Source organism: Brevibacillus sp. HB1.1 (genome assembly GCF_013332445.1).
GTDB classification, from domain to species: domain Bacteria; phylum Bacillota; class Bacilli; order Brevibacillales; family Brevibacillaceae; genus Brevibacillus; species Brevibacillus porteri.
On sequence record NZ_JABMIV010000013.1, the window covers coordinates 32,996 to 59,389 of the forward strand.

At 49.2% G+C, this 26,394-nt stretch carries 29 protein-coding genes; 28 read left to right on the top strand and 1 reads right to left on the bottom strand.

From position 1 onward, the window contains the following. Positions 1-81 precede the first annotated feature (81 nt). The 5 genes from HPY27_RS25740 to HPY27_RS25760 all read left to right on the top strand — a co-directional run bounded on the left by HPY27_RS25740 (position 82) and on the right by HPY27_RS25760 (position 4,248). Positions 82-726, top strand: coding sequence for a SurA N-terminal domain-containing protein (locus HPY27_RS25740; RefSeq protein WP_017251590.1), 645 nt, complete (start codon positions 82-84; stop codon positions 724-726). Between the two features lie 142 nt (positions 727-868). Further along, on the top strand, positions 869-2,377 hold the full coding sequence (locus tag HPY27_RS25745; protein ID WP_174226312.1) for a spore germination protein: 1,509 nt from the start codon (positions 869-871) through the stop codon (positions 2,375-2,377). A gap of 35 nt (positions 2,378-2,412) precedes the next feature. Then, complete coding sequence (locus tag HPY27_RS25750) at positions 2,413-3,594, top strand: Ger(x)C family spore germination protein (RefSeq protein WP_174226313.1); 1,182 nt, start codon at positions 2,413-2,415, stop codon at positions 3,592-3,594. 28 nt (positions 3,595-3,622) lie between these two features. Continuing rightward, positions 3,623-3,850 carry a hypothetical protein gene (locus tag HPY27_RS25755; protein ID WP_017251587.1) on the top strand — a complete coding sequence of 76 codons (228 nt, stop codon included), beginning with the start codon at positions 3,623-3,625 and terminating at the stop codon, positions 3,848-3,850. Positions 3,851-3,897: 47 nt separating this feature from the next. Further along, positions 3,898-4,248, top strand: coding sequence for a DUF2512 family protein (locus HPY27_RS25760; RefSeq protein ID WP_017251586.1), 351 nt, complete (start codon positions 3,898-3,900; stop codon positions 4,246-4,248). A 59-nt stretch (positions 4,249-4,307) separates the two neighbouring features. Here the strand turns inward: HPY27_RS25760 and HPY27_RS25765 are convergent, their stop codons facing one another. After that, the gene (locus HPY27_RS25765) at positions 4,308-5,144 is read right to left on the bottom strand and encodes an oxidoreductase (protein WP_174226314.1); all 837 of its coding nucleotides are present in this window, start codon (positions 5,142-5,144) and stop codon (positions 4,308-4,310) included. 336 nt (positions 5,145-5,480) lie between these two features. Here HPY27_RS25765 and coxB point away from each other — a divergent pair, with 336 nt between their 5' ends. The 23 genes from coxB (at position 5,481) to HPY27_RS25880 (ending at position 26,311) form a co-directional block, all read left to right on the top strand. Further along, entirely contained in the window at positions 5,481-6,509 is a 1,029-nt protein-coding gene (gene coxB / locus HPY27_RS25770; RefSeq protein WP_017251584.1) for a cytochrome c oxidase subunit II, read from the top strand. Positions 6,510-6,580: 71 nt separating this feature from the next. Next, positions 6,581-8,425 (top strand): cytochrome c oxidase subunit I, encoded by a 1,845-nt coding sequence (ctaD, locus tag HPY27_RS25775; RefSeq protein ID WP_017251583.1) that lies wholly within the window; start codon positions 6,581-6,583, stop codon positions 8,423-8,425. Continuing rightward, complete coding sequence (locus tag HPY27_RS25780; protein ID WP_017251582.1) at positions 8,425-9,051, top strand: cytochrome c oxidase subunit 3; 627 nt, start codon at positions 8,425-8,427, stop codon at positions 9,049-9,051. Before ctaD ends, HPY27_RS25780 begins: the two co-directional genes overlap by 1 nt. 3 nt (positions 9,052-9,054) lie before the next feature. Continuing rightward, positions 9,055-9,372: a cytochrome C oxidase subunit IV family protein gene (locus HPY27_RS25785; RefSeq protein ID WP_007723383.1), complete on the top strand. Its 318-nt coding sequence runs from the start codon at positions 9,055-9,057 to the stop codon at positions 9,370-9,372. 701 nt (positions 9,373-10,073) lie between these two features. Next, positions 10,074-10,373, top strand: coding sequence for an EthD family reductase (locus HPY27_RS25790; RefSeq protein WP_007723387.1), 300 nt, complete (start codon positions 10,074-10,076; stop codon positions 10,371-10,373). A 2-nt stretch (positions 10,374-10,375) separates the two neighbouring features. Further along, positions 10,376-10,837: a PaaI family thioesterase gene (locus tag HPY27_RS25795; RefSeq protein WP_173622843.1), complete on the top strand. Its 462-nt coding sequence runs from the start codon at positions 10,376-10,378 to the stop codon at positions 10,835-10,837. A gap of 93 nt (positions 10,838-10,930) precedes the next feature. Continuing rightward, on the top strand, positions 10,931-11,332 hold the full coding sequence (locus tag HPY27_RS25800; protein ID WP_016741459.1) for a PaaI family thioesterase: 402 nt from the start codon (positions 10,931-10,933) through the stop codon (positions 11,330-11,332). Beyond that, on the top strand, positions 11,332-12,117 hold the full coding sequence (locus HPY27_RS25805; protein ID WP_174226315.1) for an enoyl-CoA hydratase-related protein: 786 nt from the start codon (positions 11,332-11,334) through the stop codon (positions 12,115-12,117). The genes HPY27_RS25800 and HPY27_RS25805 overlap by 1 nt, the downstream gene beginning before the upstream one ends. A 56-nt stretch (positions 12,118-12,173) precedes the next feature. After that, positions 12,174-13,502 (top strand): phenylacetate--CoA ligase family protein, encoded by a 1,329-nt coding sequence (locus tag HPY27_RS25810; protein ID WP_173622844.1) that lies wholly within the window; start codon positions 12,174-12,176, stop codon positions 13,500-13,502. 33 nt (positions 13,503-13,535) lie between these two features. Continuing rightward, entirely contained in the window at positions 13,536-14,309 is a 774-nt protein-coding gene (locus HPY27_RS25815; RefSeq protein WP_173622845.1) for an enoyl-CoA hydratase-related protein, read from the top strand. 9 nt (positions 14,310-14,318) lie between these two features. After that, the gene (locus HPY27_RS25820) at positions 14,319-15,098 is read left to right on the top strand and encodes an enoyl-CoA hydratase-related protein (RefSeq protein ID WP_017251574.1); all 780 of its coding nucleotides are present in this window, start codon (positions 14,319-14,321) and stop codon (positions 15,096-15,098) included. 22 nt (positions 15,099-15,120) lie between these two features. Then, positions 15,121-15,978 carry a 3-hydroxyacyl-CoA dehydrogenase family protein gene (locus HPY27_RS25825; RefSeq protein ID WP_017251573.1) on the top strand — a complete coding sequence of 286 codons (858 nt, stop codon included), beginning with the start codon at positions 15,121-15,123 and terminating at the stop codon, positions 15,976-15,978. Next, entirely contained in the window at positions 15,962-16,717 is a 756-nt protein-coding gene (locus HPY27_RS25830; protein WP_069849028.1) for a 3-hydroxyacyl-CoA dehydrogenase family protein, read from the top strand. The genes HPY27_RS25825 and HPY27_RS25830 overlap by 17 nt, the downstream gene beginning before the upstream one ends. Beyond that, on the top strand, positions 16,714-17,913 hold the full coding sequence (locus HPY27_RS25835; RefSeq protein ID WP_174226316.1) for a thiolase family protein: 1,200 nt from the start codon (positions 16,714-16,716) through the stop codon (positions 17,911-17,913). Before HPY27_RS25830 ends, HPY27_RS25835 begins: the two co-directional genes overlap by 4 nt. A 34-nt stretch (positions 17,914-17,947) precedes the next feature. Next, positions 17,948-19,147: a thiolase family protein gene (locus HPY27_RS25840; RefSeq protein WP_017251570.1), complete on the top strand. Its 1,200-nt coding sequence runs from the start codon at positions 17,948-17,950 to the stop codon at positions 19,145-19,147. Positions 19,148-19,174: 27 nt separating this feature from the next. Continuing rightward, complete coding sequence (locus HPY27_RS25845) at positions 19,175-19,600, top strand: thioesterase family protein (protein WP_174226317.1); 426 nt, start codon at positions 19,175-19,177, stop codon at positions 19,598-19,600. Between the two features lie 169 nt (positions 19,601-19,769). Then, entirely contained in the window at positions 19,770-20,597 is an 828-nt protein-coding gene (gene paaX / locus HPY27_RS25850) for a phenylacetic acid degradation operon negative regulatory protein PaaX (RefSeq protein WP_174226318.1), read from the top strand. A gap of 133 nt (positions 20,598-20,730) precedes the next feature. Further along, the gene (locus tag HPY27_RS25855) at positions 20,731-21,609 is read left to right on the top strand and encodes a branched-chain amino acid ABC transporter permease (protein WP_174226319.1); all 879 of its coding nucleotides are present in this window, start codon (positions 20,731-20,733) and stop codon (positions 21,607-21,609) included. Next, entirely contained in the window at positions 21,606-22,637 is a 1,032-nt protein-coding gene (locus tag HPY27_RS25860) for a branched-chain amino acid ABC transporter permease (RefSeq protein ID WP_254612996.1), read from the top strand. Before HPY27_RS25855 ends, HPY27_RS25860 begins: the two co-directional genes overlap by 4 nt. Further along, entirely contained in the window at positions 22,634-23,395 is a 762-nt protein-coding gene (locus HPY27_RS25865; protein WP_174226320.1) for an ABC transporter ATP-binding protein, read from the top strand. The genes HPY27_RS25860 and HPY27_RS25865 overlap by 4 nt, the downstream gene beginning before the upstream one ends. Positions 23,396-23,417: 22 nt before the next feature. Continuing rightward, positions 23,418-24,161, top strand: a complete 744-nt coding sequence (locus HPY27_RS25870; protein ID WP_174226321.1) for an ABC transporter ATP-binding protein — start codon at positions 23,418-23,420, stop codon at positions 24,159-24,161. 50 nt (positions 24,162-24,211) lie between these two features. Beyond that, positions 24,212-25,399: an ABC transporter substrate-binding protein gene (locus HPY27_RS25875; RefSeq protein WP_017251563.1), complete on the top strand. Its 1,188-nt coding sequence runs from the start codon at positions 24,212-24,214 to the stop codon at positions 25,397-25,399. A gap of 84 nt (positions 25,400-25,483) precedes the next feature. After that, positions 25,484-26,311: a methyl-accepting chemotaxis protein gene (locus tag HPY27_RS25880; RefSeq protein WP_174226322.1), complete on the top strand. Its 828-nt coding sequence runs from the start codon at positions 25,484-25,486 to the stop codon at positions 26,309-26,311. Positions 26,312-26,394 lie beyond the last annotated feature (83 nt).

The following is a 26,394-nucleotide window of genomic DNA, read 5'->3' on the forward strand; positions in this document are numbered from 1 at the left end:
TTGTGTAATACGCTTTCCATTTTTCTACCGTAACTTCTTTCTATACTTGGAGGGCAGATTATAGAAAGAGAGGATATCCAAGTGAAGAAGTTTGATCTTTCCATGCTTTCGGTTGCCATATTATTAACGGGGTTAGCTGTTTTAGGGTTTTATCAATCATGGGCAAAAGGCAATGACCCTGTATTGGTAACGGCTGGCGATACCTCCATTACACAAAATCAGCTTTACAGTGAAATGAAAAAAATGTACGGAAAACAAACGATACATGAACTTGTTGCGGAAGCGTTAATCAAGCAGGAAGCCAAGGCGCAAAACGTCGCGGTGACGCAAGAAGATATGGATAAAGAGATAGATTCGATGAAACAACAGGTAGGTTCACCTGAGGCATTCCAAAACTACTTGAAGAGTATGGGAATGACCGAGGCCCAGCTGCGGGATAAGTTGAGCGTGCTCATGACACGGGATAGGTTGTTGGATAAAGCATTCCCGGTTACCGAGGAGCAAATTAAAACCTACTACGATACAAATAAAGAACAGCTGGGGTCACCGGCACCTGAGTTTGATAAAGTCAAAGATCAGATCAAGATAATGCTGACTGACCAAAATCGCAGTCAGAACTACGGTACCTGGTTAAATACGCTTCAGGAAAAACATAAAGTAGAATGGCACGACCCATCCTTTGACGATGCACCAGTGCCAGGTGATGCACAAACACCTGCTCCATAGTGTAGAACACATACCAAAAGACCTTGTCCTCTTAAATGAGTGCGAGGTCTTTTTCTGTGAAAACGGATAGGAGCGTTTTGTTTAGTAATGGGAGCAATCGGAGAAACTGTGTTCATAATTGCCGATGTGAGGAGCAATCCGAATGGCTCAGATTGGTTGCAGCTTAGACGACAACGTTCACTATATTAAAGAATCGCTCGGATACAGCAATGATATTGTGATTCGAGAGGTAGTCCTAAATAGCCTAGAACCCATTCGGGCAGCTGTCTTGTATGCGGATGGCATGGTTGATTCGTATTTGGTACAAGCCGTATTAATCGATAGTCTTTTATACAAGACGCGTTTGAAGGAATGGGAAGGGATACGCGAGGACGAGTTCGTTCCCTTTTTAAAAGAATCGGTCCTGACCGTTGGGGATATGGGGGATTTATTCGACTTTCCCACATTGTTTACAGCATTGCTGTCCGGCTGTGTCATTATTCTCATAGATGGCTGCTCGCAAGGAATTCATATTGGTTTGCAGGAGTGGAGGGATAGAGGAGTCACTGAGCCGTCATCCCAAACAGTCATTCGTGGACCGCGGGAAAGCTTCACGGAGACACTCCGTACGAATATTACATTGCTACGGAGACGGATTTCCAGTGAAAAGCTATGGATTGAATTGAACAGAATTGGCGAGGAAACCAAGACAGAAGTCGCGGTTGTGTATATGAAAGGGATTGTAGAAGAGGGTGTTGTAGAAGAAGTACGCAATAGACTGGATCGAATCAGCATCGATGGCATCATGGAAAGCGGAATGATTGAGGAGTTGATCCAGGACGAAGCTTACACGCCTTTCCCCACGATCTCAAACTCGGAGCGCCCGGATGTGGTGGCTGCGAATCTATTAGAGGGACGCGTAGCGATTCTTGTAGATGGGACTCCCTTTGTTTTGACCGTGCCCTCTCTCTTTGTTGAGTTTTTTCATTCAGCGGAAGACTACTATCAGCGCTTTGATTTTAGTACGTTGATTCGCATGCTGCGGTTTGCCTGTTTTTTAATCGCGTTGCTTGCTCCCTCCCTCTATATCGCCATTACGACCTTCCACCAAGAGATGCTCCCGACACAGTTGCTAATTAGCTTGGCGGCACAGCGAGAAGGAGTGCCCTTTCCAGCCTTTATTGAGGCGATCATGATGGAAGTGGCTTTTGAGATATTGCGAGAGGCTGGAATCCGCATGCCGCGAGCAGTAGGTCAAGCCATTTCCATCGTGGGAACACTGGTTATCGGACAAGCAGCGGTGGAAGCGGGGATTGTTTCGGCCGCGATGGTCATTGTGGTCTCGATTACCGCAATATCCAGCTTTATTTTCCCAGCGAGCAATATGTCGATTACCGTGAGGATTCTTCGTTTTCCCCTGATGGTTCTGGCTGCTTCTTTTGGCATATACGGGGTCATTGTAGGGATGCTTGCCTTAGTGTTGCATTTATGCAGTCTGCGCTCATTTGGCGTACCGTATATGGAATCGTTTGCCCCGTTTTCCTTGAAAGAGCAAAGAGACACGATCCTTCGCTTGCCTCGCTGGGCCTTGGACAAACGCCCTGAATCGATTACCAAAAACAATTTGCGTCGCCAATCTAAAGGGATAAAGCCATTACCACCGCAGAAGTAAGAGGCTTTTCACAGCATGTAAAGGAGTGGGCACCAGTGAAAGGGATAAAAGTTCTTCTCTGCATCGTGCTCGTTATTATCCTAGCTGGTTGTTGGGATCGCAAAGAACTGAACGATTTGGCGATTGCTGTTGGGATCGGTATTGATAAAGTGCAAGGAGGCTATCAAGTTTCCGTTCAAGTTGTAGACCCGGCAGAGGTCGCGGCCAACAAAGGGAAGCCTGGACGTGCGCCCGTTACGCTCTTTACCATGAACGCTCCGACCATCTTTGAGGCTGTGCGTAAAATGACCACGGTATCTCCGCGTAAAATATACATGGCGCACACCAGGATGCTCATATTTGGCGAGGAGGTGGCCAGGGAAGGGATCTCTCCAATCACTGATTTTGTCTCACGCGACCATGAGTTTCGAACTGATTTTTATATCGCCGTAGCTAGAGGAACAACAGCCCGCAATATCTTGAAAGTGATCACACCGCTTGAACAAATTCCTTCCACAGAAATGTTTGCTTCTTTGGAGACATCTTCCAAAGTATGGGCGCCTACCGCAGCAGTTACGATGGATCAATTGATTACCGACTTTACCAGCAAGGGAAAGCAAGCAGTATTGACAGGTATCCGCACGGCTGGGCCAGGTAGTGAGGGAGACGAACGAAAAAATGTTGAAGAAATAGATACACCTGTCCTGCTTCAATACACGACATTGGCTACGTTCCGGGGGGATAAGCTGATCACTTGGCTGAGTGAAGCGGACAGCAAAGCGTATAGTTACATTACGGGTAAAGTAAAAAGCACGGTTGGAAGCATGCCTTGCAAGGGGGGAGGCCTCTTGACGATGGAAGTCATGCGCGCCGACGCTAAAATCGAGGCTACCATGAAAAATGGCAGGCCTGAAATCATCGTTCACATCGGTTTGGAAAATGATATTGGGGAAGTGCAATGCAAACTCGATCTGACTAACATGGATACGATCAAAGACCTGGAAAAAGAGTCGGAAAAATCAATGGAAGCATTAGCGACAAAAGCAATTGCCAATGCCAAGAAAAATGGCATAGATATCTATGGATTCGGCGAAGCGATCCATCGAAAATACCCGAAAGTATGGAAGAAGATAGGGAGTAATTGGGAAAAGGAATTTACCAAGCTGCCTGTACATGTCATAGCTGATGTGAAAATCAGACGTTTAGGAACCATCAATAATGCCTTTGACGAAAAGTGATTGTGCAACAGGATCAGGGGGAGTTTGTATGTCGACATTTGCTGTCATCGTTGTATCCATAATCGTTTGTGCATACGAGCTACCCCGATTGATTCGGAAGCGGCAGCGCAAAGAGATCGCTGTCTTTCTCGGGTTGCTTGTCATCAGTGTAGGCTTGTACGCAGGAGCCGAAAAAGGGGTTGTCCCCAATCCTGTTTATTGGATGGAAATGGTTTACAAGCCGGTATACGACGGAGTCATGACATGGCTGAAGTAAACGAGGGGCATACTGAGTACACCCCCAGTAAAGGAGAGTAAATAGACGTGGACGGTCTTTTGATGAAGCTGCTCGTTAGTCCGGTGTTAGTCGTTTTGGCAGATGCTCTCTTTCCAGAAGTGAATTTCGCAAATCTATATCAGTCTGTCGGAGTCGGATTTGTCTTGGCAGTCGCCGGATATTTTTTGGATAGGGCGATTCTTACATCAGGGAGTCTTTGGCTGACGACCATGTTTGATTTGATTATCGGCTTTTTGATCGTTTATGGAAGCATTGTGTTTTTGCCGACGGCTCAAATCGCCGCAATCGGGGCCGGATTTGTTGCGATATTTTTTGGTGTAGCTGAATATATCCAACATGTTTGGCTGATACGCACAGGACGAACGGAAAGTGTATAGTGTTCAACGTGCAAACACACTCCTTACGGGGGTGTGTTCTTTTATGCATAAACAAAACATCACGATCGCTTTGTCACGATTCGCTCAATCCATGACCACGGAAGCCAATTTTTTGCGGCCATCGTGAGCGCCACGCCTCGACCAACCGGGTAGCGGAATCGTGGCTTGGGAGTGGTGGCCGCATGGACAATCGTCGAGATGACTGCGTCGGGAGCAGGTGCCTTTTCTATGATCGCTTCTACGTGACGCATCAGTTGTTTCATTTGGGAGGCGTATGGAGAGGCTTCATCAAGCTGTTGGTCTTGCATGCCTTTCTCCCAGATTGCTGTACGAAAGGAGCCGGGCTCAACAAGGACGACTTGAACCTGAAAGGGTAGCATTTCAAGGCGAAGTGATTCACTGAAGCCTTCGACTGCATGCTTGGATGCGGCATACGGCGAGAGACCGGGGAATCCAAATCGCCCACTGATGCTACTTACGTTAATAATTCGTCCAGATTGTTGCTGCCGCATATAAGGCAAGACTGCCCGAGTGACGTCGATCAGTCCGAACACATTTACATCAAACTGCTTGCGCCATTCCTCAGAAGAGACTTCCTCCGCAAAGCCGCCCAACGCGTAGCCGGCATTGTTCACCAACAGATCAATGCGCCCATGCTTTGCAATGATGGAGGAGATCGCATCCTGAATTTGTTCCGGAAGCGTAACATCAAGGGAAAGGACTTCCAGATGCTCAGGATCTATATGCAAGCTTGCCAATTTGTCAAGAGGGTCTCTTTTTGCTAGATCACGCATAGCAGCAATTACCTGAAAACCAGCCTTGACTAAAGCGACTGATGCGTGCTTGCCAAAGCCACTTGAGGTACCAGTGACTAGTGCAATTGGTCTTTTTTGCATGGAATTCTCCTTTGATTTGGATGTTATGGTAGGATTTAACTGCAAAGTTCACAAATTTGTTCATAAATTTGTTAACAAAATCATAACAAATAGCCTTTGTATTAAGGAAAATTTATGTATACTTAAATGGTTACCACGCTTGGGTAGAAGTGTGCAATACTGCCCCTTACTTTCCTGTTTGTTTTTGGAATTGCTGCTAATACTTTTCCTGTTTGGGCATTATAGTTGTGGAAAGTATTGAATGCGATTTCTTCATTCAGATAGAAAAGTACGAAAACTTCTAGTTGTAGGCGTGGCTAGAACGTTACCAACACGAAGAAAGAGGGGTTCATTGGTATGAAGGGTTGGCAACAGTATTGGCGTCAGTTTTCCCTGTTTGCTCTGCTGGCGCTAGTGTTAACCGGGTGTGGCAAAGATGAGCTCTCAGCGCTCAAGCCCTCTGGTCCGGTAGCTGCGATGCAGTTTGACCTGATGAAGCTGTCCTCCGCTATCATGATCGGCGTCTTCATTGTCGTTATGACGATCTTTACGTACGTCCTTATCCGTTATCGTAAGCGTCCCGGACAGCAAGGCATTCCTAAGCAGGTCGAAGGAAATCATGCACTTGAAATTCTTTGGACGGTAATTCCTTTCTTGCTTCTTATCATCATGGCGATTCCAACTGTTACTACCGGTTTCGCACTGCACAAGGAGTTTCCGAAAGAGGAAGCAGTTCAAGTAAAGGTTACCGCTCACCAATTCTGGTGGGAATTCGAGTATCCTGATCTTGGCGTATCGACTGCACAAGACTTGGTATTGCCAGTTGGCAAAAAGGTTCAATTCGTATTATCAGCGTCTGATGTAAAGCACGCATTCTGGATTCCTGCATTGGGCGGTAAAATCGATACGAACCCAGGGCAAGAAAACAAATTGTGGCTGCAAGCAGACAAAACAGGCATTTACTACGGTAAATGTGCGGAGCTCTGTGGAGCGTCCCATGCCTTGATGGACTTCAAGGTAGAAGTAAAGGAACAAGCAGATTTTGACACTTGGGTAGCTAACATGAAGGGCGTTCAGGCAAAAGAACCTGTAACGGCAACTTCTCCACTGGCTGCAGAAGGTCAACAAATCTTCGATAAGAGCTGTTTGGGATGTCACGCTGTGGCAGGTAAAGGCGGTAAGATGGGGCCAAACCTGACTAACTTTGCAGATCGCGAACGTGTAGCAGGTATCAAAGCACATACGCCTGAAAACATTGCAGAGTGGCTGAAAGATCCGCAAAAAATGAAACCGGGCAACAAAATGCCTAACCTCAACCTCGATGACAACCAAGTGAAAGCGCTTGTAGAGTACATGGAGACATTGAGCGTAAGCGAAAAAAAGTAAAGTAAAACCTCATAAAACTTATTGCATTGACAATCGTCATAGGCAGTGACGCTTAAAAAGGAGGTAAACCCGTGTCTGCACATGCTTCTCATGCACCAAATCGCTCGGGGCTGTGGGATTATCTTACGACAGTGGACCATAAGAAAATTGCGATCCTGTATCTGATTGCTGGTGGAATTTTCTTCTTGGCCGGTGGTTTGGAAGCCCTGCTGATTCGTTTGCAGTTGATGTACCCAGAGATTCAATTGGTTGGTGCCAAGACGTTTAACGAATTAATTACGATGCACGGCACCACGATGATTTTCTTGGCAGTTATGCCGATCATTTTTGCTTTGATGAATGCGATTGTTCCCCTTCAAATCGGTGCACGCGACGTAGCATTCCCGTTTGTTAACGCACTCGGATTCTGGCTATTCTTCTTCGGGGGAGTGCTATTGAACACAAGCTGGTTCTTGGGTGGCGCACCTGATGCTGGTTGGACATCGTATACAACTTTGGCTTTGAATCAATACAGTGGAATCGGCGTAGACTTCTACGTACTCGGTTTGCAAATTGCCGGTCTTGGAACGCTGATTGGTGGTATTAACTTCTTGGTTACCATCATCAACATGCGTGCTCCAGGTATGACATTCATGCGTATGCCAATGTTCACCTGGTCGTCCTTTATTACATCCGGTTTGATCCTCTTCGCATTCCCTGCGATTACGGTTGGTTTGGTTCTGTTGATGTTTGACCGTTTGTTCGGCGGAAACTTTTTCAACCCTGACGCAGGTGGTAACGTTGTTATCTGGGAGCACTTGTTCTGGATCTTCGGTCACCCCGAAGTATACATTTTGATTCTCCCAGCATTCGGTATCATTTCTGAAGTGGTTTCTACATTCTCAAGAAAGCGTCTGTTTGGTTACAGCTCCATGGTATTTGCAACTGCGCTGATCGGTTTCTTGGGCTTCATGGTGTGGGCTCACCACATGTTCACAACAGGTTTGGGCGCAATTGCCAACACGCTGTTTGGACTTGCAACCATGTTGATTGCTGTTCCTACAGGTATCAAAATCTTTAACTGGCTGTTGACCATGTGGGGCGGTCAAATCCGCTTCCCTACCGCAAACCTGTTTGCAGTAGGATTTATCCCAACGTTTACAATCGGTGGTATGACAGGGGTTATGCTTGCGGTTCCGCCAGCTGACTACCAATACCATGACAGTTATTTCGTAGTTGCTCACTTCCACTACGTTATCGTAGGGGGTCTCGTATTCGGTCTCTTCGCTGGTCTTTACTACTGGTGGCCGAAAATGTTCGGTAAAATGCTGAACGAAACAATCGGTAAATGGAACTTCTGGACGTTCTTCATTGGTTTCCACCTTACCTTCTTCCCGCAACACTTCCTGGGTCTGATGGGGATGCCGCGTCGCGTCTTTACATACCTCAAGGATCAGAACCTGGATATGGGGAACTTTATCAGTACGATTGGTGCATTTGGTATGACGATCGGTACCATCCTATTCTTGATCAACGTAGTCGTTGCAGCGAAAAGCTCCAAACGCGCTCCTGCAGATCCATGGGATGGACGTTCACTCGAATGGGCGATTCCTTCGCCGCCCCCAGAATACAACTTTGTTCAAACCCCTCTCGTTCGTGGTTTGGATGCGTTGTGGGTTGAGAAGATGGCTGGTAACAAAGGTATGACACCTGCAGAACCAATCGGTGACATTCACATGCCATCACCATCGTTCCTGCCATTCTTGATGTCTCTCGGTCTGTTCATTGCAGGTTATGGCTTTATCTACCACAACTACGTGGTCGTAGTTATTGGATTGCTCTTTACACTGGGCTGCATGTTTACCCGTTCTGTGAAAGACGATCCAGGTTATCACATTCATGAGGATGAACTCGACGAGAAAGGGGTAAAGGCTTAATGGCTAACCATCATGCACATGCAGTGTTGCCTGACGAACCGGAAAAAGCCACCCTTGAAGGCAAGAATAAGGTTCTTGGCTTCTGGCTCTTCCTTGGTGGAGAGACAGTTCTCTTCGGTTCCTTGTTTGCAACATTTATCGCTCTTCGTGATCAGGCAAATGGTGGACCGACGTCCCAATCGTTGTTTGACATGAATCTCGTTGCCGTGGCAACACTTCTCTTGCTTACCAGCTCGATGACAAGTGTTATGGCTACGCTGGCTCTGCACAAGAAAGACCTGAAGAAGATTCAGCTTTGGCTGACCATCACTGTATTGCTCGGTCTCGGCTTCCTTGCTTTGGAGATTTACGAGTTTGTACACTATGTGAATGAAGGACTGAAAATGTCAACAAGTGCATTCTCATCTGCCTTCTACACCTTGGTTGGATTCCACGGAGCTCACGTAGCGTTCGGGATTAGCTGGATCATCCTTTTGCAAGTATCTGCGACGAAAAAGGGCCTGACGGTAGTAACTGCACCGAAGTTCTATCTGGCATGTCTGTACTGGCACTTTATCGACGTTGTATGGGTATTCATCTTTACCGTGGTATATCTCATGGGTATGATCGGTGGAAAGGTGGGATAATCTATGGGAGCACAAGCTCATAATGAAGAGGTACGCAAGCCGAAAGTCAAACACGAGGGTCCGAAAAGACACCTAGTTGCTTTCATCGGATCTCTCGTATTGACTGCACTGGCATTCATTGCAGTGGCGTATGAAGCAATTCCATCAGGTTTTACCGTACCATTCATCGTTGCTTTGGCCTTCGTTCAAGCGTTCTTCCAGCTGTATGTCTGGATGCACATGGATCAAAAAGGTCATGAGTTTGCACGTATCAGTATTTTTGCAGGGTTATTCGTAATCCTGTTGGCAATTTTCGTCTTTATTTTCTGGGTTTGGATCTAGGAAGTGGAGCGAATAGAAGAGGACAGACATTGGGTCTGTCCTCTTTTTTGCGTTTAAAGGAGCTGTGGTGGAGGGGAAGAAGCGAATTTCCAGTCTACGCTTCGGCCTACGCCCTGCAAGGGGTGGAACTGTCCGCTCCGGAAAAAATGGCGGGAGCGCTTCAAACGTAGAAGTTTCGAGGAGGTTTTTCATAAGTGAAGCTGAAATTCCCCGCCATTTTTTCCGGAGCTAGGTCGGGCTCCAGAGGCGCTTGACTGGAAATTCGCTTCTTCCCACGTGGCTTTTATTAAACTCCGAGAAAGCTAATTCAATGAGGACTTCTTGAAATACCATAACAAATTTTTGAAAAATCAAATGCAGCCACAGCTGTTCGAAAGTCCTGTCACATGTTTGGAAGGAGACCGCCCGAACGAAGAGAGGATACAGGCGACTGGAAAACATGTGGCAGGGCTTCCCCCGACCACAAAAGATGGAATTGATGGAATTCACCCCATCGAAGCATATTCTGTCAGCCTTTTCCCAGTCATAAACATGAAGAGAAGGAGGGAAAACAATTCGGCAGAGTTTTCTTGCTTTTTGAAAAATACTTGCACCTGTCACAAAGGCTTTATATAATAAAAATATTAACATGCGTTAAAATAACGTTATATGAATTAGTCGTCACACATTACAACTATAATCTGAGGAAAGCAGGGATCATGATGGTGAAATTGGTAGCGATTTATCGCAAGCCCGAAGATATCGATGCTTTTGACAAGCACTATTTCGAGGTACATGGCCCATTGGCAGAGAAAATGCCTGGCTTAATCAAAATGGAAGTGAGCAAAATCTATGGAACACCAATGGGAGAATCCGACCTGCATCTGATGGCAGAAATGTACTTTGAATCAAAAGAAGCCTTGATGGAAGCGTTGTCATCGCCTGAGGGTCGTGCAGCAGGAAAAGACCTCCGTGGTTTCGCTGGACCAATTGTGTCCATGCATTTTGCAGAAGTAGTTTAATCATGACCACGAAAAGATTGATAGACGAACAAGCGATCCATCAGAAGCATTACACAGAGATTTGTGAGAAGCTAAAGCAAGATCCATTTGCGCAATTTTTGGGCATCAAACTGATTGAGCTGGGAGAAGGAACGGCGACTGCGGAAGTCACAGTTGCCGAGCATATGCTGAATGCACATGGCACCGCTCATGGCGCAATCATCTTCTCCCTGGCAGACTTTGTTTTTGCAGCGGCCTGTAATTCCTATGGCAAAACGTCTGTAGCACTGTCGATGAACATCGGATTTTTGGCTGCTGCCATGAAAGGGAATCGCTTGGTGGCAATCGCGACCGAAGAGAAGAAAAACAATCGAACAGCCTGGTACCGTATTCGCGTAGAAACGGAGCATGGCTTGGTAGCGACACTGGATGCACTGGCTTATCGGAAAAGTGATTACTTCGTCGAAATCGACGAAAACGAATAACTGACAGCGAAAATAAAACGGAGAAAGGATGCCAAAAGCCACGTGCTTAGGCTCCTTTCACTGTTTCAAGACAATACGTGAAAGGGGGCAAAGATGTCAGTGGAGATCCGTAATCGATTCAATCACTACCTGGGCATAGAAGTTGTGCACCGAGATGAACAGGGCTGTAAGGTAGCACTGAAAATTCGCCCCGAGCTGTTCAATAGCATCGAAGGTGTCGTACACGGAGGCGTTACGGCGACATTAGCGGATGTGGCAATGGGGCATGGGGCAGCACCTCATGTGGATGGTGTACAGCAATGTGTGACGGTGGAGAGCAAGATTCAATACCTGCACCCAGCTCGCGGTGAGGTACTCGAGGCACAATCTCATGTATTGAAACAAGGAAAAAGCTTGATCGTGATGGAAGCACGCGTGACTTGTGATGGCAAGCTTGTGGCTTTTGCTACCGGAACGTATGCACGGGTTAACCCGCCTGCACAAGGAGGACGTTGATGATGGAAGAGAGCGTTCGATTTGAACGTGAAGGACATATAGGACTGATTACGCTGAATCGCCCAGATGAGTTGAATGCGCTGAACTACGATGCATTGGAGCGCCTGGGAAACTTGATTGAGCAGGTACGTCTGGATGCAAAAGAGATTCGCGTAGTCATCGTGAAGGCAGAAGGGCGAGCATTTAGCGCAGGGGCAGATCTGAAGGAGCGCCGTACACTGGCGGAACAGCAGGTACGCCGCAATGTACGCAAAATCCGCGATGTATTTACTGCGTTGGAGAGGCTTCCGCAGCCGACGATTGCCATGATTAACGGATTTGCTTTTGGCGGGGGTTTTGAGCTGGCGCTGGCCTGTGATTTCCGCTATGCCGTCGCAGATGCCAAAATGGGTCTGACAGAGGTGAGCTTGGGCATCATTCCAGGTGCGGGTGGTACGCAGCGGTTGTCTCGCTTAATCGGAGTCTCCAAGGCAAAGGAGCTGATCCTGACTGCCAGGCGCATCCAAGCGCAGGAAGCGTATCAAATCGGTTTTGTAAATGCTGTTGCAAAAGATACAGAGGAGCTGCGTGAGCTGGCAATGGGGCTGGCAGACGAGATTTTAGCAAATGCTCCGCTGGCTGTGTATCAGGCAAAATCAGCCATTGATCGCGGAAGCAGTGTCGATTTGCAGACAGGACTAGATATCGAAACCATGTGTTATGAAGTGATTATTCCCACGACAGATCGTCTGGAAGCATTGGAAGCCTTTCGCGAAAAGCGAAAACCAGTTTTTAAGGGCGAGTAACATTTTCAAACAAGTACTCCTACCGAGTCATAACGCAAGGGGATGAGGGAAGCGACATGATCTTTAATACAGAAATGGAAACGCTACCAAGAGAGAAAATGACGGAACTGCAACTGGCACGCTTGAAAGAAACGGTCAAACGCGTATATGAGCGCGTCTCTTTCCACACCAAGGCATTCAATGAAGCTGGTGTGAAACCAGAAGATATCCAATCGATCGAAGACATACAGAAGCTCCCATTTATGAAAAAGACAGATTTGCGAGAAAATTATCCATTCAATCTGTTTGCAGTCGAAATGAAGGAAGTAGCACGCATTCACGGTTCATCCGGGACAAAAGGAAAACCGACTGTTGTCGGCTACACCAAAAAAGACCTGGAGAATTGGGCGGAGATCGTGGCGCGCGCCATTTGCTGTGCGGGTGGTGAGCCGGGAGACATTTTCCATAACGCGTATGGCTACGGCCTTTTTACAGGCGGATTGGGTCTGCACAACGGCATCGAGCACATGGGCGCAGTTGCAGTGCCAGTATCCGGTGGCAATACCTCCCGTCAAATTACGTTGATCGAGGACTTCAAGCCACGTGGCATTGCAGCAACGCCATCCTATGTCCTCAACATCGTGGAAGAGATGAAAAAGCAAGGAATCGATCCGCGTGAGACGAGTGTCAAATACGGGATTTTTGGTGCAGAGCCGTGGTCGGAAGAAATGCGCGTACAACTGGAGCATGAGCTCGACATTAAAGCGGTGGACATTTACGGGCTGAGCGAAGTGATGGGGCCAGGTGTTTCCATTGAATGTCATGAAGGGCAGGATGGCCTGCATATCGCAGAAGACCATTTCTACGCAGAAATTATCGATCCGAGCACTGGAGAAGTGCTCCCATATGGACAAGAAGGCGAGCTCGTATTCACGTCACTGACGAAAGAAGCATTCCCGGTTGTGCGCTACCGTACGGGTGATATCGCTTCCCTCAATACTGAGCCCTGTAAGTGCGGACGGACAACCATGCGTATGTCGCGCATCAAAGGGCGTGTAGATGACATGCTCATTATTCGCGGGGTCAATGTGTTCCCGACAGAGATCGAGTCCGTTTTGCTTACGTTCCACCAATTGGCTCCACACTACCAGGTCGTCATTGAACGCGACGGTGCCCTCGACCGTTTTGAGGTGCACTGTGAGCTGACACCAGCATATGCAAATGAGATCAGTGGAAATGACAGCTCTGCTCTCTCGCCATTGGTGAAAGAAATTTGCCATCAGATCAAAAATACGTTGGGTGTGTCCGTGGTGCTGCGGGTGCAACCGCCGAATTCTTTGACGCGCAGCGAAGGAAAAGCGATTCGTGTCGTGGATAACCGGAACAAATCACAGGCAGCTATTTAAACCAGCTCCTGTAAAAAAAGGGTGTGACAGTTCATGGCCTATGAATATATTAGCGTAGCCAGTGAAGATGGTGTCGGTATCATTACGTTGAATCGACCGAAGATTCTAAACGCACTGAATTTGCAGCTCGTCGACGAATTGGTTGAACAGCTGGAGCAAATGGACCGCGACCCGGATATTCGGGTGATCATCCTGACTGGCAACGCGAGGGCGTTCGCAGCGGGTGCCGACATTAATGAAATGGCGGAAGCATCAGCCATCGACATCATGAAGCGCAATCAGTTCGCGGTTTGGGATCGCATCTCGCTTATCTCCAAGCCGATTATTGGTGCCGTCAGCGGCTTTGTGCTCGGTGGTGGCTGTGAATTAATGATGAACTGCGATATCGTGATCGCTTCGGAGACAGCCGTCATTGGTCAACCGGAAATCAAGCTTGGAGTCATGCCTGGGGCTGGTGGTACACAGCGTCTGACGCGTGCGGTAGGTGAGCGAAAAGCATTGGAGATGCTGCTCACAGGTGAACCGATTTCGGCCAAAGAAGCGTTGAAATACGGATTGGTCAATCGGGTAGTACCAGTGGAGGCGTATTACCAGGAAGCGCTCAAGCTGGCGAAGCAAATCGCCCAGCAGCCGCCGCTCGCAGTACAAGTAATCAAAAAAGCCGTGTACAAAGCTGGTGATCTCCCTCTTCAAGAGGGGATGGATTACGAGCGAAACAGCTTTTATCTTCTTTTGGCAAGCGAAGATCGAAAAGAAGGCATGCAAGCTTTTCTGGAGAAGCGCAAACCCCGTTTTACGGGAAATTAGGAGGCGGCCATGTACGAAACGATTCTTTATGAAGTGTCAGAAGGCGTAGCAGTAGTGACCTTGAACCGTCCGGACAAATTCAATGCGTTTACAGCCGTCATGAACAAGGAAATCACCGATGCATTGAAGCAAGCGCAGAAGGATGCGGATGTGCGCTGCATCGTTCTTACCGGGGCAGGGCGGGCGTTCAATGCCGGTCAGGATCTCAGTGACGTTTCTGGAGGGGGAGATGTGGATTACGGTGGTTTCTTGCGGGATCGCTATAATCCAATGATCCTTCAGTTTCAAAAAACAGAGAAGCCGATCATTGCAGCAGTAAACGGTGTAGCAGCAGGTGCAGGCATGAGTGTTGCGCTAGCGTGCGATATTCGCCTGGCATCGGAAAAGGCATCCTTCGTCAATGCTTTTGTCAACATCGGGCTCGTTCCTGATTCAGGAGGCTGCTATTTCTTGCCACGCATCGTCGGGATCGGCAAGGCGTTGGAGCTGGCGATGACAGGGGAAAAAGTATCTGCTGAGGAAGCAATGCGAATTGGATTGGTCAATCAAGTGTACCCTGCGGAGAGCTTCATAGAGGATGCGTTGGCGTATGCGCGCAAGCTGGCGTCACTGCCGACGAAGGGGATTGGTTTAATCAAGCGCACGATGTACAAAGGGCTTGAGATGGGGTTGGAAGAGACCTTGGAATATGAAGCTTTTGCACAAGAGGCGGCTGGCAGCACAGCGGATCATAAGGAAGGGGTCACCGCTTTCATGGAAAAGCGTGCGCCTCGTTTTACAGGCCGTTAGAGGCGAAGGGAGGCAAGCCCAAGTGAGTATAAAAACAGTAGGCGTCATCGGGGCGGGAACGATGGGAGCGGGGATCGCTCTCGTTTGTGCTCGCAAAGGACATCAGGTCATGCTGCTGGATGCAAATCAGGCGGTGCTGGACAAAGCGCTTGTCTATTTGGAATCGATCCTGACAAAAGACGTGGAGAAAAGCAAAATCAGTGAACAAGAAATGGCAGAGACGCTAGAGCTGGTCCATCTCGTATCGGAAATAGAGGAATTGGCAGACTGCGATATCGTCATCGAAGCGGTGCCAGAGCGTCTTGATTTGAAAAAAAGCATTTTCAGCCAGCTTTCTGTGATTTGCAGAGAGGATGCCCTTTTACTAACGAATACTTCCTCCATCTCGATTACGGAGATTGCAGGAGGGCTTTCGCATCCCGAGCGCATTCTCGGATTTCATTTTTTCAATCCGGCACCTGTCATGCCCTTGGTTGAGGTTATTCGCGGGAAAAAATCGAGTGAGGAAAATGTGGAGGTGGCGTATCGATTTGCCCAAGAGTTGGGCAAGGTGCCTGTCCTGGTGACGGACGCCCCAGGCTTTATCGTCAATCGAATCGCGCGGCCTTACTATAATGAAGCATTGCGTATCATGGGCGATCATGTGGCAGGTGTGGAACAGATTGACCGCATTATGAAGCTGGCTGGCGGATTCAAAATGGGACCGTTTGAGTTGCAAGACATGATCGGCATCGACATCAATTTTGCCACCACCAAATCGATCTATACCGACTTCTTCCATGAAGGACGATTTAAGCCTAGCCGGATTCAGCAACAAATGGTTCAATCCGGCAGCTTGGGCAGAAAGACGGGGGAAGGCTTCTATGATTACAACCAATAAGGCTGTATTGCTCGTGGGCACAAGCCCGCTGTACGCAGAGTTGAATCATTTGATGGTGGAAAGAGGTTACCAGGTGCTTACGCTTGCAGAAGCGATGGCTGAACCTGAGCTGATTGAATTGGCTGTGGAAGTAAATAGCGTCGATTTGCAGGCGAAAAAGAGGCAGGTACGCGAGCTGGATGACCTATTGCCACCAAACGTACCGATTATCACAACTTCGCTCGCGATTACAGCGACAGAGGTAGCGTCATGGACACAGCATCCTGAACGCGTTTGCGGATTTGGAACGCTCGTGCCCTTGGTTGAACGGGAGCTGATCGAGATTGCCCCTGCCCTGCAAACGGAGCTGGATACGATTCAAGCAACGGAAGGCTTCTTTCAATCACTCGGGAAAGCAACGGAGACCGTAAATGACGAGGTAGGTCTCGTGTTCCCACGCATTTTAACACTCATTATCAACGAGGCTACCTTTACGCTGATGGAAAAAGCAGCAACCGCTACCGATATCGATATCGCGATGAAAAAAGGAACCAACTACCCATACGGCCCTCTCGAATGGGCAGATCGTATCGGGTTGGATGAGATTTTTGCGATATCGAGAGGCTTGCAGCGCGACCTGGCCGAGGAGCGTTATCGCACAGCGCCGCTATTACGCAAGCTGGTGCTGGCAGGGCGTGTCGGCGTACGCAGTGGGCAAGGCTTTTACACGTACGAAGAAAAAGTAGGTGTAGAGGCATGAGCTTGACTACCAAGAAGGTGTACATAGCAACAGCAGTACGTACACCAATCGGCAAGCTGGGCGGAAGTCTGAAGAACACCCCCATCGACGACCTGACAGCCATTGTCTTGAATGGAGCGCTTGCGAAGGCAGGACAATCCGGTGAGATTGTTGATGGGGTCATCATGGGTAACGTCATATCGGCCGGGCCGTTTATTAACATTGCGCGCGTTGGTTTGTTGAAAGCAGGGCTACCTGACACCATACCTGGACTGACAGTGAATCGGGTGTGTGCATCCGGGCTAGAGGCAGTCAATTTGGCTGCGCAGTCCATCCAGGCAGGACATAGTCAGGTCATGCTGGCAGGCGGTGTAGAGAATTTGACTCGTTCACCGTATATCATGGAAAAATTCGAGCAGCCGTATCAACGTGGGGGACAGATGCTGATCGAGTCCTTTGGCGGACCTCGTTCTGCTCCTGTCTCGCTTTATGGCGATCTGACCATGGGAGATACAGCGGAAAACGTGGCGGAGCAATTTGGTATCAGTCGTAAGGATCAGGATCGTTTTGCAGCAGAGAGCCAGTCTCGGGCTATCAACGCTATAGAGGCAGGTCTGTTTCGCGATGAGATCATTCCCATCACGTTAAAAGGGAAAAAGGGGGAAGAAACGCTGTTTGATACGGATGAATTCCCAAGAAGGGATTCTAGTGTGGAGTCATTGTCCAAGTTGCGACCAGCCTTCCGAAAAGATGGTAGCGTCACAGCAGGCAACTCCTCTGGTATCAACGATGGCGCAGCGGCCTTGCTGCTGATGAATGAAGAAACGCTGCTAAAGACAGGCATCGCTCCTTTGGGGCGCATTGTTCATTTTGTCAGTGCTGGTGTAGATCCGCGCATTATGGGCATTGGTCCGGTCGCTGCGATCCGCAAGCTGTTAGCAGAAACGAACATGACCGTAGATCAAATTGATCTATTTGAGTTAAATGAAGCTTTTGCTTCCCAGTCACTCGCCTGCATGCGCGAACTGGGACTGGACCCTTTGAAAACGAATGTAAACGGTGGAGCAATCGCGTTGGGTCATCCACTCGGAATGAGCGGTGCCCGACTGGCAGGTACGATACTTTTCGAGCTGAGACGTCGCCAAAAGAAATACGGAATCGTTTCTTTGTGTATAGGCGGCGGTCAAGGATTGGCCACGTTAGTAGAAGCGCTATAGAAACAAAGCCCTTGTGCATGGGAGGAGTGGAAGAATGAGTACACCTGTCATCATAGATGCTGTGCGCACGCCAATCGGCCGTATTGGTGGTGCGTTGAAGGATGTGCGCCCGGATGACCTGGGCGCATTGGTGATTCAAAAGCTACTGGAACGAAACTCGATCGATCCGAAGACGATTGATGATGTCATCATGGGTTGTGCCAATCAGGCTGGGGAAGATAACCGCAATGTCGCGCGTATGTCACTTCTGTTGGCGGGGCTACCTGTCGAAGTGCCGGGAGTGACAGTGAACCGTCTGTGCGGCTCAGGTCTGGAGGCTGTGAACCAAAGCGCGAATGCAATCAAAGCCGGAGCAGGTCATGTCTATATCGCGGGCGGGACAGAGAGCATGACACGTTCTCCGCTGGTGATGATGAAGCCAGGCACGGCTTTTCAGCGCGGCAATCAGCAGTTGGTCGATACGACATTGGGCTGGCGATTGGTTAACGAAAAAATGAAAGAGATGTATCCGCCGATCAGCTTGGGGGAAACAGCGGAGAAGGTAGCGGAGCAATATGGCATTAGCCGTGAAGCGCAGGATGAGTTTGCTTTGCGCAGTCAGCAAAATTACGCACGTGCCTTAGCAGAAGGAAAGTGGGATGCGGAGATCGTTCCCGTTGAGCTGAAAGGGCGCAAAGGCGAGGTTACGCTGTTTGAGCACGATGAGCATGCACGTCCAGAGACGACCATCGAACAGCTCCAAAAGCTGAAACCAGCATTCCAAGCAGATGGCAGCGTCACAGCAGGAAACTCCAGCGGTCTAAACGATGGAGCCTGCGCTCTGCTTATCATGGAACAGGAAGCGGCTCTTGCAGCCGGCTTGAAGCCTCGTGCAAGAATCGTCGCATCCGCTGTGGCAGGGGTCGATCCTTCCGTAATGGGAATTGGGCCTGTACCTGCTACTCGCAAAGTACTGAAGCAGGCAGGCTTGTCGCTTACGCAGATTGATCTGTTCGAATTCAACGAGGCTTTTGCGGCGCAGGCAGTGGCGAGCGTACGTGAGCTGGGGGTCAACCCTGATCTGGTCAACGTAAATGGCGGAGCAATTGCTTTGGGCCATCCTCTCGGGTGTAGCGGAGCGCGCATCCTTACTACTCTTCTGAATGAAATGGAGCGTCGTGATGCTCATTACGGGCTGGCTGCGATGTGCATTGGAGTTGGACAGGGAATTGCGACGATTATCGAGCGTGTGTAGCTTGGGTAGATAGGGAGGCAGGTACTCTTGATAGATAGACTGCAGCCAGGTACGACGGAAGAATTTACTGTGACAGTGACAAAGGACATGCTGCCTGTTTTTGAAGGCCAAGTCGTGCATCCCGTGATGTCGACAGTCAGCATGATTTATTACATGGAATGGGCGGGAAGACGTGTCATTTTACCGTACCTGGAAGCTGATGAAGAGGGCTCGGGATTTGCTGTAGACATCAAGCATGTCGGCCCAGCAGTGATTGGTCAAGCGGTCACGTTCCGGGCTACCTGCGTGCAGGTTACCGAAAAACGCGTAGTGTGCGAGGTTACGGCAGACACTACGCGTAATCGTGTAGGACTCGGTACGTTCGTCCAAGCCATCTTCAAAAAGGACGAGATCAAGCACCGATTTGAGGCCTTGCAAGCAGAGATCAACCAGGAAGTAAATGGGAAATCATAAATATGACAGAATAAATTGACTCTTTTAAAATGTTTTACTATAATTACGTTTAAATTACGTTATGCGATTTTATCGTCATATACTCTCGATCGATTCACGCACTTCCTACAGAATATGGTACAATTTCACACAGCATATAGGTATGAATCGATTTGGGGGTAGAAGAAACGTGAAGCCACAATCCATGCTTTTTACAATTTACGGGGAATACGTCCGCCATTATGGAAGCGAAATCTGGATTGGTAGTCTGACCAAGCTGATGGGGGAATTCGGACTGTCGGAGCCGGCTGTTCGTGCAGCAATCTCCCGGATGCTTCGCCAAGGCTGGCTGGAATCGCGAAAAGTAGGGAACCGCAGCTTCTACTCGGTATCCGAGCGCGGCAAAAAGCGGCTGGAAGAAGCAGCGGCACGTATTTATAAGGTCGAGACAGATGTGTGGGACGGCAAGTGGTGCATTGCCAGCTACAACATCCCAGAGGAGCGTCGAGCGCTGCGTGATCAACTGCGCAAGGAGCTGGGCTGGATGGGCTTCGGGATGCTGACGACCAGCACATGGATCAGCCCGAATAACCTCAGTGATCGCGTGAAGGACCTGACGGAAGCCCACGAGATTACAGAGTATGTCGAGATTTTTACATCAGAGCATATGGGCTGGAGCGATCCGAAGCAGCTCGTGCAGAAATGCTGGGATATCGATGAAATCAATGAAAAATACAAGGCCTTCATCGATGCCTACCGAGGTGAATACGAGCAGCTTTCAGCAAAACTCAGCAATGGGGAAGAGGTTTTAGACAGCCATTGCTTCGTGGAAAAGACAAAGCTCGTCCACCAGTACCGCAAGTTCTTGTTCATCGATCCTGATTTGCCGCAGGAATTGTTGCCAGAGCTGTGGTTGGGCAAAGAGGCGGATCAGTTGTTCCAAAATTACTACCAGTTATTGAATCCAGGGGCAGTACGATTCTTCGAGACCGTGTATGAAGCTGCGCCATCCGCATAGGCGATAGCTGCGAAGGAAAGGCCCTAGCAAGTCTAGGGTCTTTTTCATTCAATTCATTTTCCATTATTTAAAATGTAAGCGTTTTACTTGGGTGTGTTTGGTGGACGCGAAACAAAGGGGGTACAGCACGAATATGACGGAATTGCTACAGTACGTTGCAAACGGCCTCGTCAGTGGCGGGATTTACGCGATCGTAGCGGTTGGTTTCATCACGATTTACAACGTAAGCAAGGTCATTAATCTGGCACAGGGTGAATTTTTGATGCTGGGCGGAATGGTCACAGTCGCCTTGATTGGCATGAATCTTCCATATGGGTTGGCGGCATTGCTCGCGATCCTCCTGGTCACCTTGATCGGTGTTTTGATGCAGAAATATGTAATCGCTTACGTCAAAAAGGCTAATCCAATTAGTTTGATTATTTTGACGATAGGGATTTCGACACTCATTCGCGGCATTGCCAGCTTTATTTGGGGAAAAGATGCGTTTGCACTCGAACCGATTACGAGCAATGAGCCGATCTCGATTGGCGGCGTGATGATCGCGCAACAAAGTATCTGGATTTTGGCTGCTGTTCTTATCATTCTTTTTCTACTTTGGTACTTGATGGACAAGACGATTCTCGGCAAAAAAATTAACGCCTGTTCGGTCAACCCAATGGCAGCTCGCTTGATGGGGATCAGCCCGACAAAGATGAGTATGCTGGCCTTTGCCATCAGTGGAGCGACAGGAGCGATAGCAGGAGTCGTGATCGCGCCGCTTTCCGTAACCTCCTACGATATAGGCGTGTTGCTCGGAATCAAAGGTTTTTCCGCAGCCATTCTAGGCGGACTGGGGAATCCATTGGGTGCAGCCGTAGCCGCCTTTTTACTCGGGATCGTCGAGTCGCTAGGAGCTGGTTACATCAGCTCGGGTATGAAGGACGCGATCGCCTTTCTGGTGTTGATCGGCATGCTGTTGATTAAGCCATCCGGCATCTTTGGAGAACGTAGCGTTGGAAAAGGAGGGCTATGATGAAGCAGATCATCGATAAGTGGGGCAAAAGCATAGGAATCTACCTGTTTTTGATGATTCTTTTCCCATTCGTTATGCCAGATGAATACTATCGATCTGTCGGAATTATTATCGGTCTTCAAGCAATTGTAACCATCGGGCTATGTCTCGTGATGGGGCTGGCCGGACAAATTTCGTTGGGGCAAGCCTCGTTTTGGGGGATAGGCGCCTATACGTCGGCTGTATTGACGACGAAGTACGGTCTGCCGCCATTTGTCGGTCTTATCGCCGCTGCGGTTGTTCCAGGGTTATTCGCCTTTATCCTCGGACGGGCGATAGCGGGGCTGCAAGGCTACTACCTCGCGATGGCAACTCTCGCATTTGGCTACATCGTCCAGATCGGGATTACGGAATGGGAGTCGGTCACAGGGGGAGCAAACGGGATGATCAGCATTCCGCAGATGACTTTCTTCGGTGGAAGCGAGCTATCCATGTACTTTCTGATTTGGGGAGTCGTCACCTGTGTGCTGCTCTTCTCACTTAATCTCTTGAATTCACGAGTCGGCAGAGCGTTTCGGGCGATTCACAAAAGTGAAATTGCCGCGACCTCGATGGGAATTGATGTCCGCAAGTTCAAGCTGAATGCCTTTGTAGTAAGCGGCATGTTCGCTGGTATTTCCGGCGGCTTGTATGCCCATTACATGGGAATTCTTGATCCGCAGCCGTTCGGACTGCACGAGTCGATCAAGTTTCTGACGATGGTCGTCATCGGCGGGATGACAAGCATCTGGGGCGCTTTGATTGGGACCATCCTGATTGGCTTTATCAGTGAAGGGCTGATCCTCTTGGGTGAAGTGGTGCCGGGCTTGCAGGGGGATGTGGATACGATTGTGTTCGGTGCGATTCTCGTGCTGATCATTATGTTCATGCCAGAAGGATTGGTTCCGCGTATCCGGGTTGCTTTCGAAAAAGGGCAGGCGAAAAAGGCGAAGGCCATGGCTGACAACGCACAACGAAAGCAGCAGGTGGAAAGGAAGGCTGCAACATGACAACACTTTTGGATGTGCAAAAGCTCTCTCGTGATTTTGGCGGCGTGCGGGCAGTGAATCAAGTAGATTTTCAGGTGCGAGAAGGAGAGATCCTCGCGCTGATCGGTCCGAATGGCGCTGGAAAAAGCACGGTGCTCAACATGGTGTCGGGTGTGATCCCGCCTTCGGAAGGAGAGATTCGCTTCAGCGGCCAGCCGTTGACACGTGTGCAAGGCTACAAATATGCCGGATTGGGCATCACCCGAACCTTTCAAAACCTCCAAACCTTTGACGATATGACCGTCTTGGAAAACGTGATGGTCGGCATGCATACCAAGACAAGCGCGAGTCTCTTTTCCTGCGGCATGAATCTGGCAAAGTCCCGCAAGGAAGAGAAGATGATGCAGGAGCAAGCACAGACGTGGATAGAAAATGTTGGCTTGGCAGAGGAAGCGTCCTTGCTGGCTGGGAGCTTGCCATACGGGAAACTGCGGCTGATGGAGATTGCCCGCGCAATGGTAGCCAAGCCACGGCTGCTCTTGTTGGATGAGCCTGCTGCGGGTCTGAATCATACCGAGACGGCGGAGATGAGCCGCATGTTTTGCGAGATTCGTGACAACGGAACGGCTATTTTACTAGTGGAGCATGACATGGATATGATCATGACGATTGCGGATCGCATCGTTGTATTGGATCAAGGATCAAAAATCGCAGAAGGAACCCCGCGTGAGATTCAGGAGAACCCGCGAGTGATTGCGGCGTATCTGGGTGCAGAATGAAGCGCGAAAGAGGTGGACAAACATGGGGAAGGCAGTCCTTACAGTAGACAACATCACGGCTCGCTACGGTCCGGTGGAAGTGTTGCACGGGATTACTTTACAAGTGAACGAAGGCGAGATCGTCTCTCTGTTAGGTGCAAATGGGGCAGGTAAAACGACACTTTTGAACTGTATTTGCGGTCTGCACAGCGACAAGGAAGGCAAGATTTGGTTTCGTGACGCGGACATTACACGTGTTCCTGCGGAGCTGGTAGTACCGCGGGGCATGGCGCATGTACCGGAGCGCAGACAAATTTTTTCGACGCTGACCGTAGAGGACAATTTGTGGCTGGGTGCTTCGCATCGGATGCCCAAGACGAGCAAAAAGGAAATTGCCAAAGAAATGGAGACGGTGTATGAACGTTTTCCCATTTTGGCAGAGCGGAAATGGCAGCTCGGGGGAACGCTTTCCGGGGGGCAACAGCAGATGCTCGCCATTGGCAGAGCGCTCTTGTCTCGACCGCAGCTTCTTTTGTTGGACGAGCCTTCGCTAGGATTGGCTCCATTGATTGCCAAAGAAATCCTGACGATTGTGCAGGAGATTCGTTCGGAGTGGGGCACCACGGTGCTGTTGGTCGAGCAAAATGCTCGCGCAGCGCTCGCTATTTCCGACCGGGCTTACGTACTCAGTACAGGAACCGTCATGCTGGAAGGGAAGGCAGACGAGATTAGCAATGACCCGCGTGTGCAATCTGCTTATTTGGGAAGCTCCCACGAGGCAGTGTAGCCAATAGCAGTTTGACTAAGATAGACACATACATTTGAGGGGGTACACCCATGAAAAAACGAACATTCAAAAAATGGCTATTTCCAGCAGCAGTCGCTTCGCTCGTTTTCTTGAGTGCCTGTGGAGGCGGCGCTACGCCAGCGGCAGAGTCGGGCACTGGTGGCGCCAGCAAGGACCCGATCAAGGTCGGCGCTATTTTCTCGCTGACTGGTCCGAACAGTCCGCTCGGCGTACCAGAGAAGCAAGCGGTAGAGTTGTTGGTAAAAGAAATCAACGGCGCTGGCGGAGTAGAGGGTCGACCGTTGGAAGTCATTTTTGAAGACGACAAGTCTGACAATACGGAAGCAGTAAAAGCAATCAAAAAGCTCGCTTCGAAAGAAAAGGTCGTAGCTGTACTCGGTTCCTCGGGCAGTGGTCCGTCTCTCGGGATGGCTGAGTATGCCGCAGCAGAAAAGCTCCCGCTGATCTCGATGGCAGCGGCAGACCAAATCACCAATCCAGTTCGTGCAGGCATCTACAAAACGCCGCACACGGACGTACACGGAACGAAGCGCATTTTCAAATATTTGAAGGAAAAAGGCATTACGAAAATTGCTACGCTCAATGACAGCAATCCATACGGAAGTGGCTGGACCACGCAATTGCAAAAATATGCGCCTGAATACGGCATCACGATTGTAGCCGAGGAAAAGTACGGCACAAAAGATCCGTCCATGAGCTCCCAATTAACCAAGATCAAAGGGACGGATGCGCAGGCACTGATTGTGGCAGGTACGAATCCTGGACCCGCCACGATTGTGAAGGAAGCCAAGCAACTGAACCTCACTATTCCGATCATTAGCAGCCATGGCTCTGCGAATAGCAAATTTCTCGAACTGATTGGAGACGCAGGTGAGGGTGTCCTGATGGTAGCTGGAAAACTGCTCATTCCCGAACAAGTAGCGGCAGACGATCCGCAATCTGCCATCATCAAAAAATTCGTGGATGGTTATCAAGCTGCCTACAATACACAGCCAGACGGCTTCGCGGGATACGGATACGACGGCTTGAATCTGCTCGTGGAAGGCTTGAAGCAAGCAAGCGGCGACACCTCTAAACTGGGCGAAGTATTGGAAAAGGCGAAATACGTAGGGGTAACCGGAGAATTCAAGTTCACGGCTGATGATCATAACGGTCTGACAGAAGACAGCATGATCATGGTTGAAGTGAAGGATGGAAAATTCCAGCTCGTTAAATAAGAGAAAGAAGTTCGTTCCCTCCGCGTCGTGAAGAAGAATGCGGGGGGAATCGTTGTTTTCATCACAAGGGTAGGAGGATCATGCATGTCTCAATTGCTGAATAGCGTCTTAATGGTCGCACCGATTTTACAAAAGGCGTTTTTGTCTGAATGTATGGTAGGAGTCACCGACAAAGAGAAGTTTCTCGCCTATTATCCGGCACAGGGCTTGAACCTGGGGATTCGAGTAGGAGACGAATTGCGCCAGGGGAGTATCAATGCAACGGCGGTAAAAGAGGGCAAGCGGGTCGTGAAGAAGATTTCCAAAGAGCTCTACGGCATTCCTTATATCGCAGTCGGTTATCCGCTTGTCGAAAACGGGCGTGTAGTTGGTTGCTTGGCGACAGGCGTGACGACCGATCAAGAGGATCGTTTGCTCGGTTTGGCTCAAAACTTGACGGACGCGCTGGAAAATATCGCACAGCATACAGAAAGTCTGGCAAAGGACGCGGACAATTTGGCACAAGCTAGCCACACGCTGAGTGATGCAGCTGGTCAATTAGAGCTGAAAATTGCAGAAACGACCCAAATCAACGAATTGATCCGCAATATCTCGACGCGATCCAATGTACTCGGCTTGAATGCCGTCCTCGAAGCGGCACGGGCAGGTACTGCTGGTCGCGGCTTTTCCGTGGTCGCAGAGGAAATTCGTCAGCTTTCCCAGACGACCGCTACTTCAGCGAAAGGTATTTTCCAGCTATTAGATGAAATGAATGCACTCGTCGGGACGGTAACGGGCGAAATGGAGAAGACGATGAATCACAGCGTGCAGCAGTCAACGCGAATACAGGAGCTGGATGCAGTCATGCAGGAGCTGCGGCAAATGGCCGAGCAATTAAAAAAGGCAGCAGAAATAACTGGGCGCGGAGAATAGGAGAGTCTCAATGTAAGCGTATTGCAAAAACGTATGACGATATGTTATTATTGCGTTATAAAAACGTATTATAATTTTAACAT

Coding starts and splice junctions, on each gene's coding strand:
- HPY27_RS25800 (WP_016741459.1), top strand. CDS start 10,931: ATGTCAGTGGAGATCCGTAATCGATTCAATCACTACCTGGGCATAGAA.
- HPY27_RS25815 (WP_173622845.1), top strand. CDS start 13,536: ATGGCCTATGAATATATTAGCGTAGCCAGTGAAGATGGTGTCGGTATC.
- HPY27_RS25765 (WP_174226314.1), bottom strand. CDS start 5,144: ATGCAAAAAAGACCAATTGCACTAGTCACTGGTACCTCAAGTGGCTTT.
- HPY27_RS25830 (WP_069849028.1), top strand. CDS start 15,962: ATGATTACAACCAATAAGGCTGTATTGCTCGTGGGCACAAGCCCGCTG.
- HPY27_RS25855 (WP_174226319.1), top strand. CDS start 20,731: ATGACGGAATTGCTACAGTACGTTGCAAACGGCCTCGTCAGTGGCGGG.
- HPY27_RS25875 (WP_017251563.1), top strand. CDS start 24,212: ATGAAAAAACGAACATTCAAAAAATGGCTATTTCCAGCAGCAGTCGCT.
- HPY27_RS25880 (WP_174226322.1), top strand. CDS start 25,484: ATGTCTCAATTGCTGAATAGCGTCTTAATGGTCGCACCGATTTTACAA.
- HPY27_RS25755 (WP_017251587.1), top strand. CDS start 3,623: ATGTCGACATTTGCTGTCATCGTTGTATCCATAATCGTTTGTGCATAC.
- HPY27_RS25795 (WP_173622843.1), top strand. CDS start 10,376: ATGACCACGAAAAGATTGATAGACGAACAAGCGATCCATCAGAAGCAT.
- HPY27_RS25870 (WP_174226321.1), top strand. CDS start 23,418: ATGGGGAAGGCAGTCCTTACAGTAGACAACATCACGGCTCGCTACGGT.
- HPY27_RS25745 (WP_174226312.1), top strand. CDS start 869: ATGGCTCAGATTGGTTGCAGCTTAGACGACAACGTTCACTATATTAAA.
- HPY27_RS25790 (WP_007723387.1), top strand. CDS start 10,074: ATGGTGAAATTGGTAGCGATTTATCGCAAGCCCGAAGATATCGATGCT.
- HPY27_RS25865 (WP_174226320.1), top strand. CDS start 22,634: ATGACAACACTTTTGGATGTGCAAAAGCTCTCTCGTGATTTTGGCGGC.
- HPY27_RS25810 (WP_173622844.1), top strand. CDS start 12,174: ATGATCTTTAATACAGAAATGGAAACGCTACCAAGAGAGAAAATGACG.
- HPY27_RS25780 (WP_017251582.1), top strand. CDS start 8,425: ATGGCTAACCATCATGCACATGCAGTGTTGCCTGACGAACCGGAAAAA.
- HPY27_RS25860 (WP_254612996.1), top strand. CDS start 21,606: ATGATGAAGCAGATCATCGATAAGTGGGGCAAAAGCATAGGAATCTAC.
- HPY27_RS25835 (WP_174226316.1), top strand. CDS start 16,714: ATGAGCTTGACTACCAAGAAGGTGTACATAGCAACAGCAGTACGTACA.
- HPY27_RS25785 (WP_007723383.1), top strand. CDS start 9,055: ATGGGAGCACAAGCTCATAATGAAGAGGTACGCAAGCCGAAAGTCAAA.
- HPY27_RS25840 (WP_017251570.1), top strand. CDS start 17,948: ATGAGTACACCTGTCATCATAGATGCTGTGCGCACGCCAATCGGCCGT.
- HPY27_RS25820 (WP_017251574.1), top strand. CDS start 14,319: ATGTACGAAACGATTCTTTATGAAGTGTCAGAAGGCGTAGCAGTAGTG.
- coxB (WP_017251584.1), top strand. CDS start 5,481: ATGAAGGGTTGGCAACAGTATTGGCGTCAGTTTTCCCTGTTTGCTCTG.
- HPY27_RS25805 (WP_174226315.1), top strand. CDS start 11,332: ATGATGGAAGAGAGCGTTCGATTTGAACGTGAAGGACATATAGGACTG.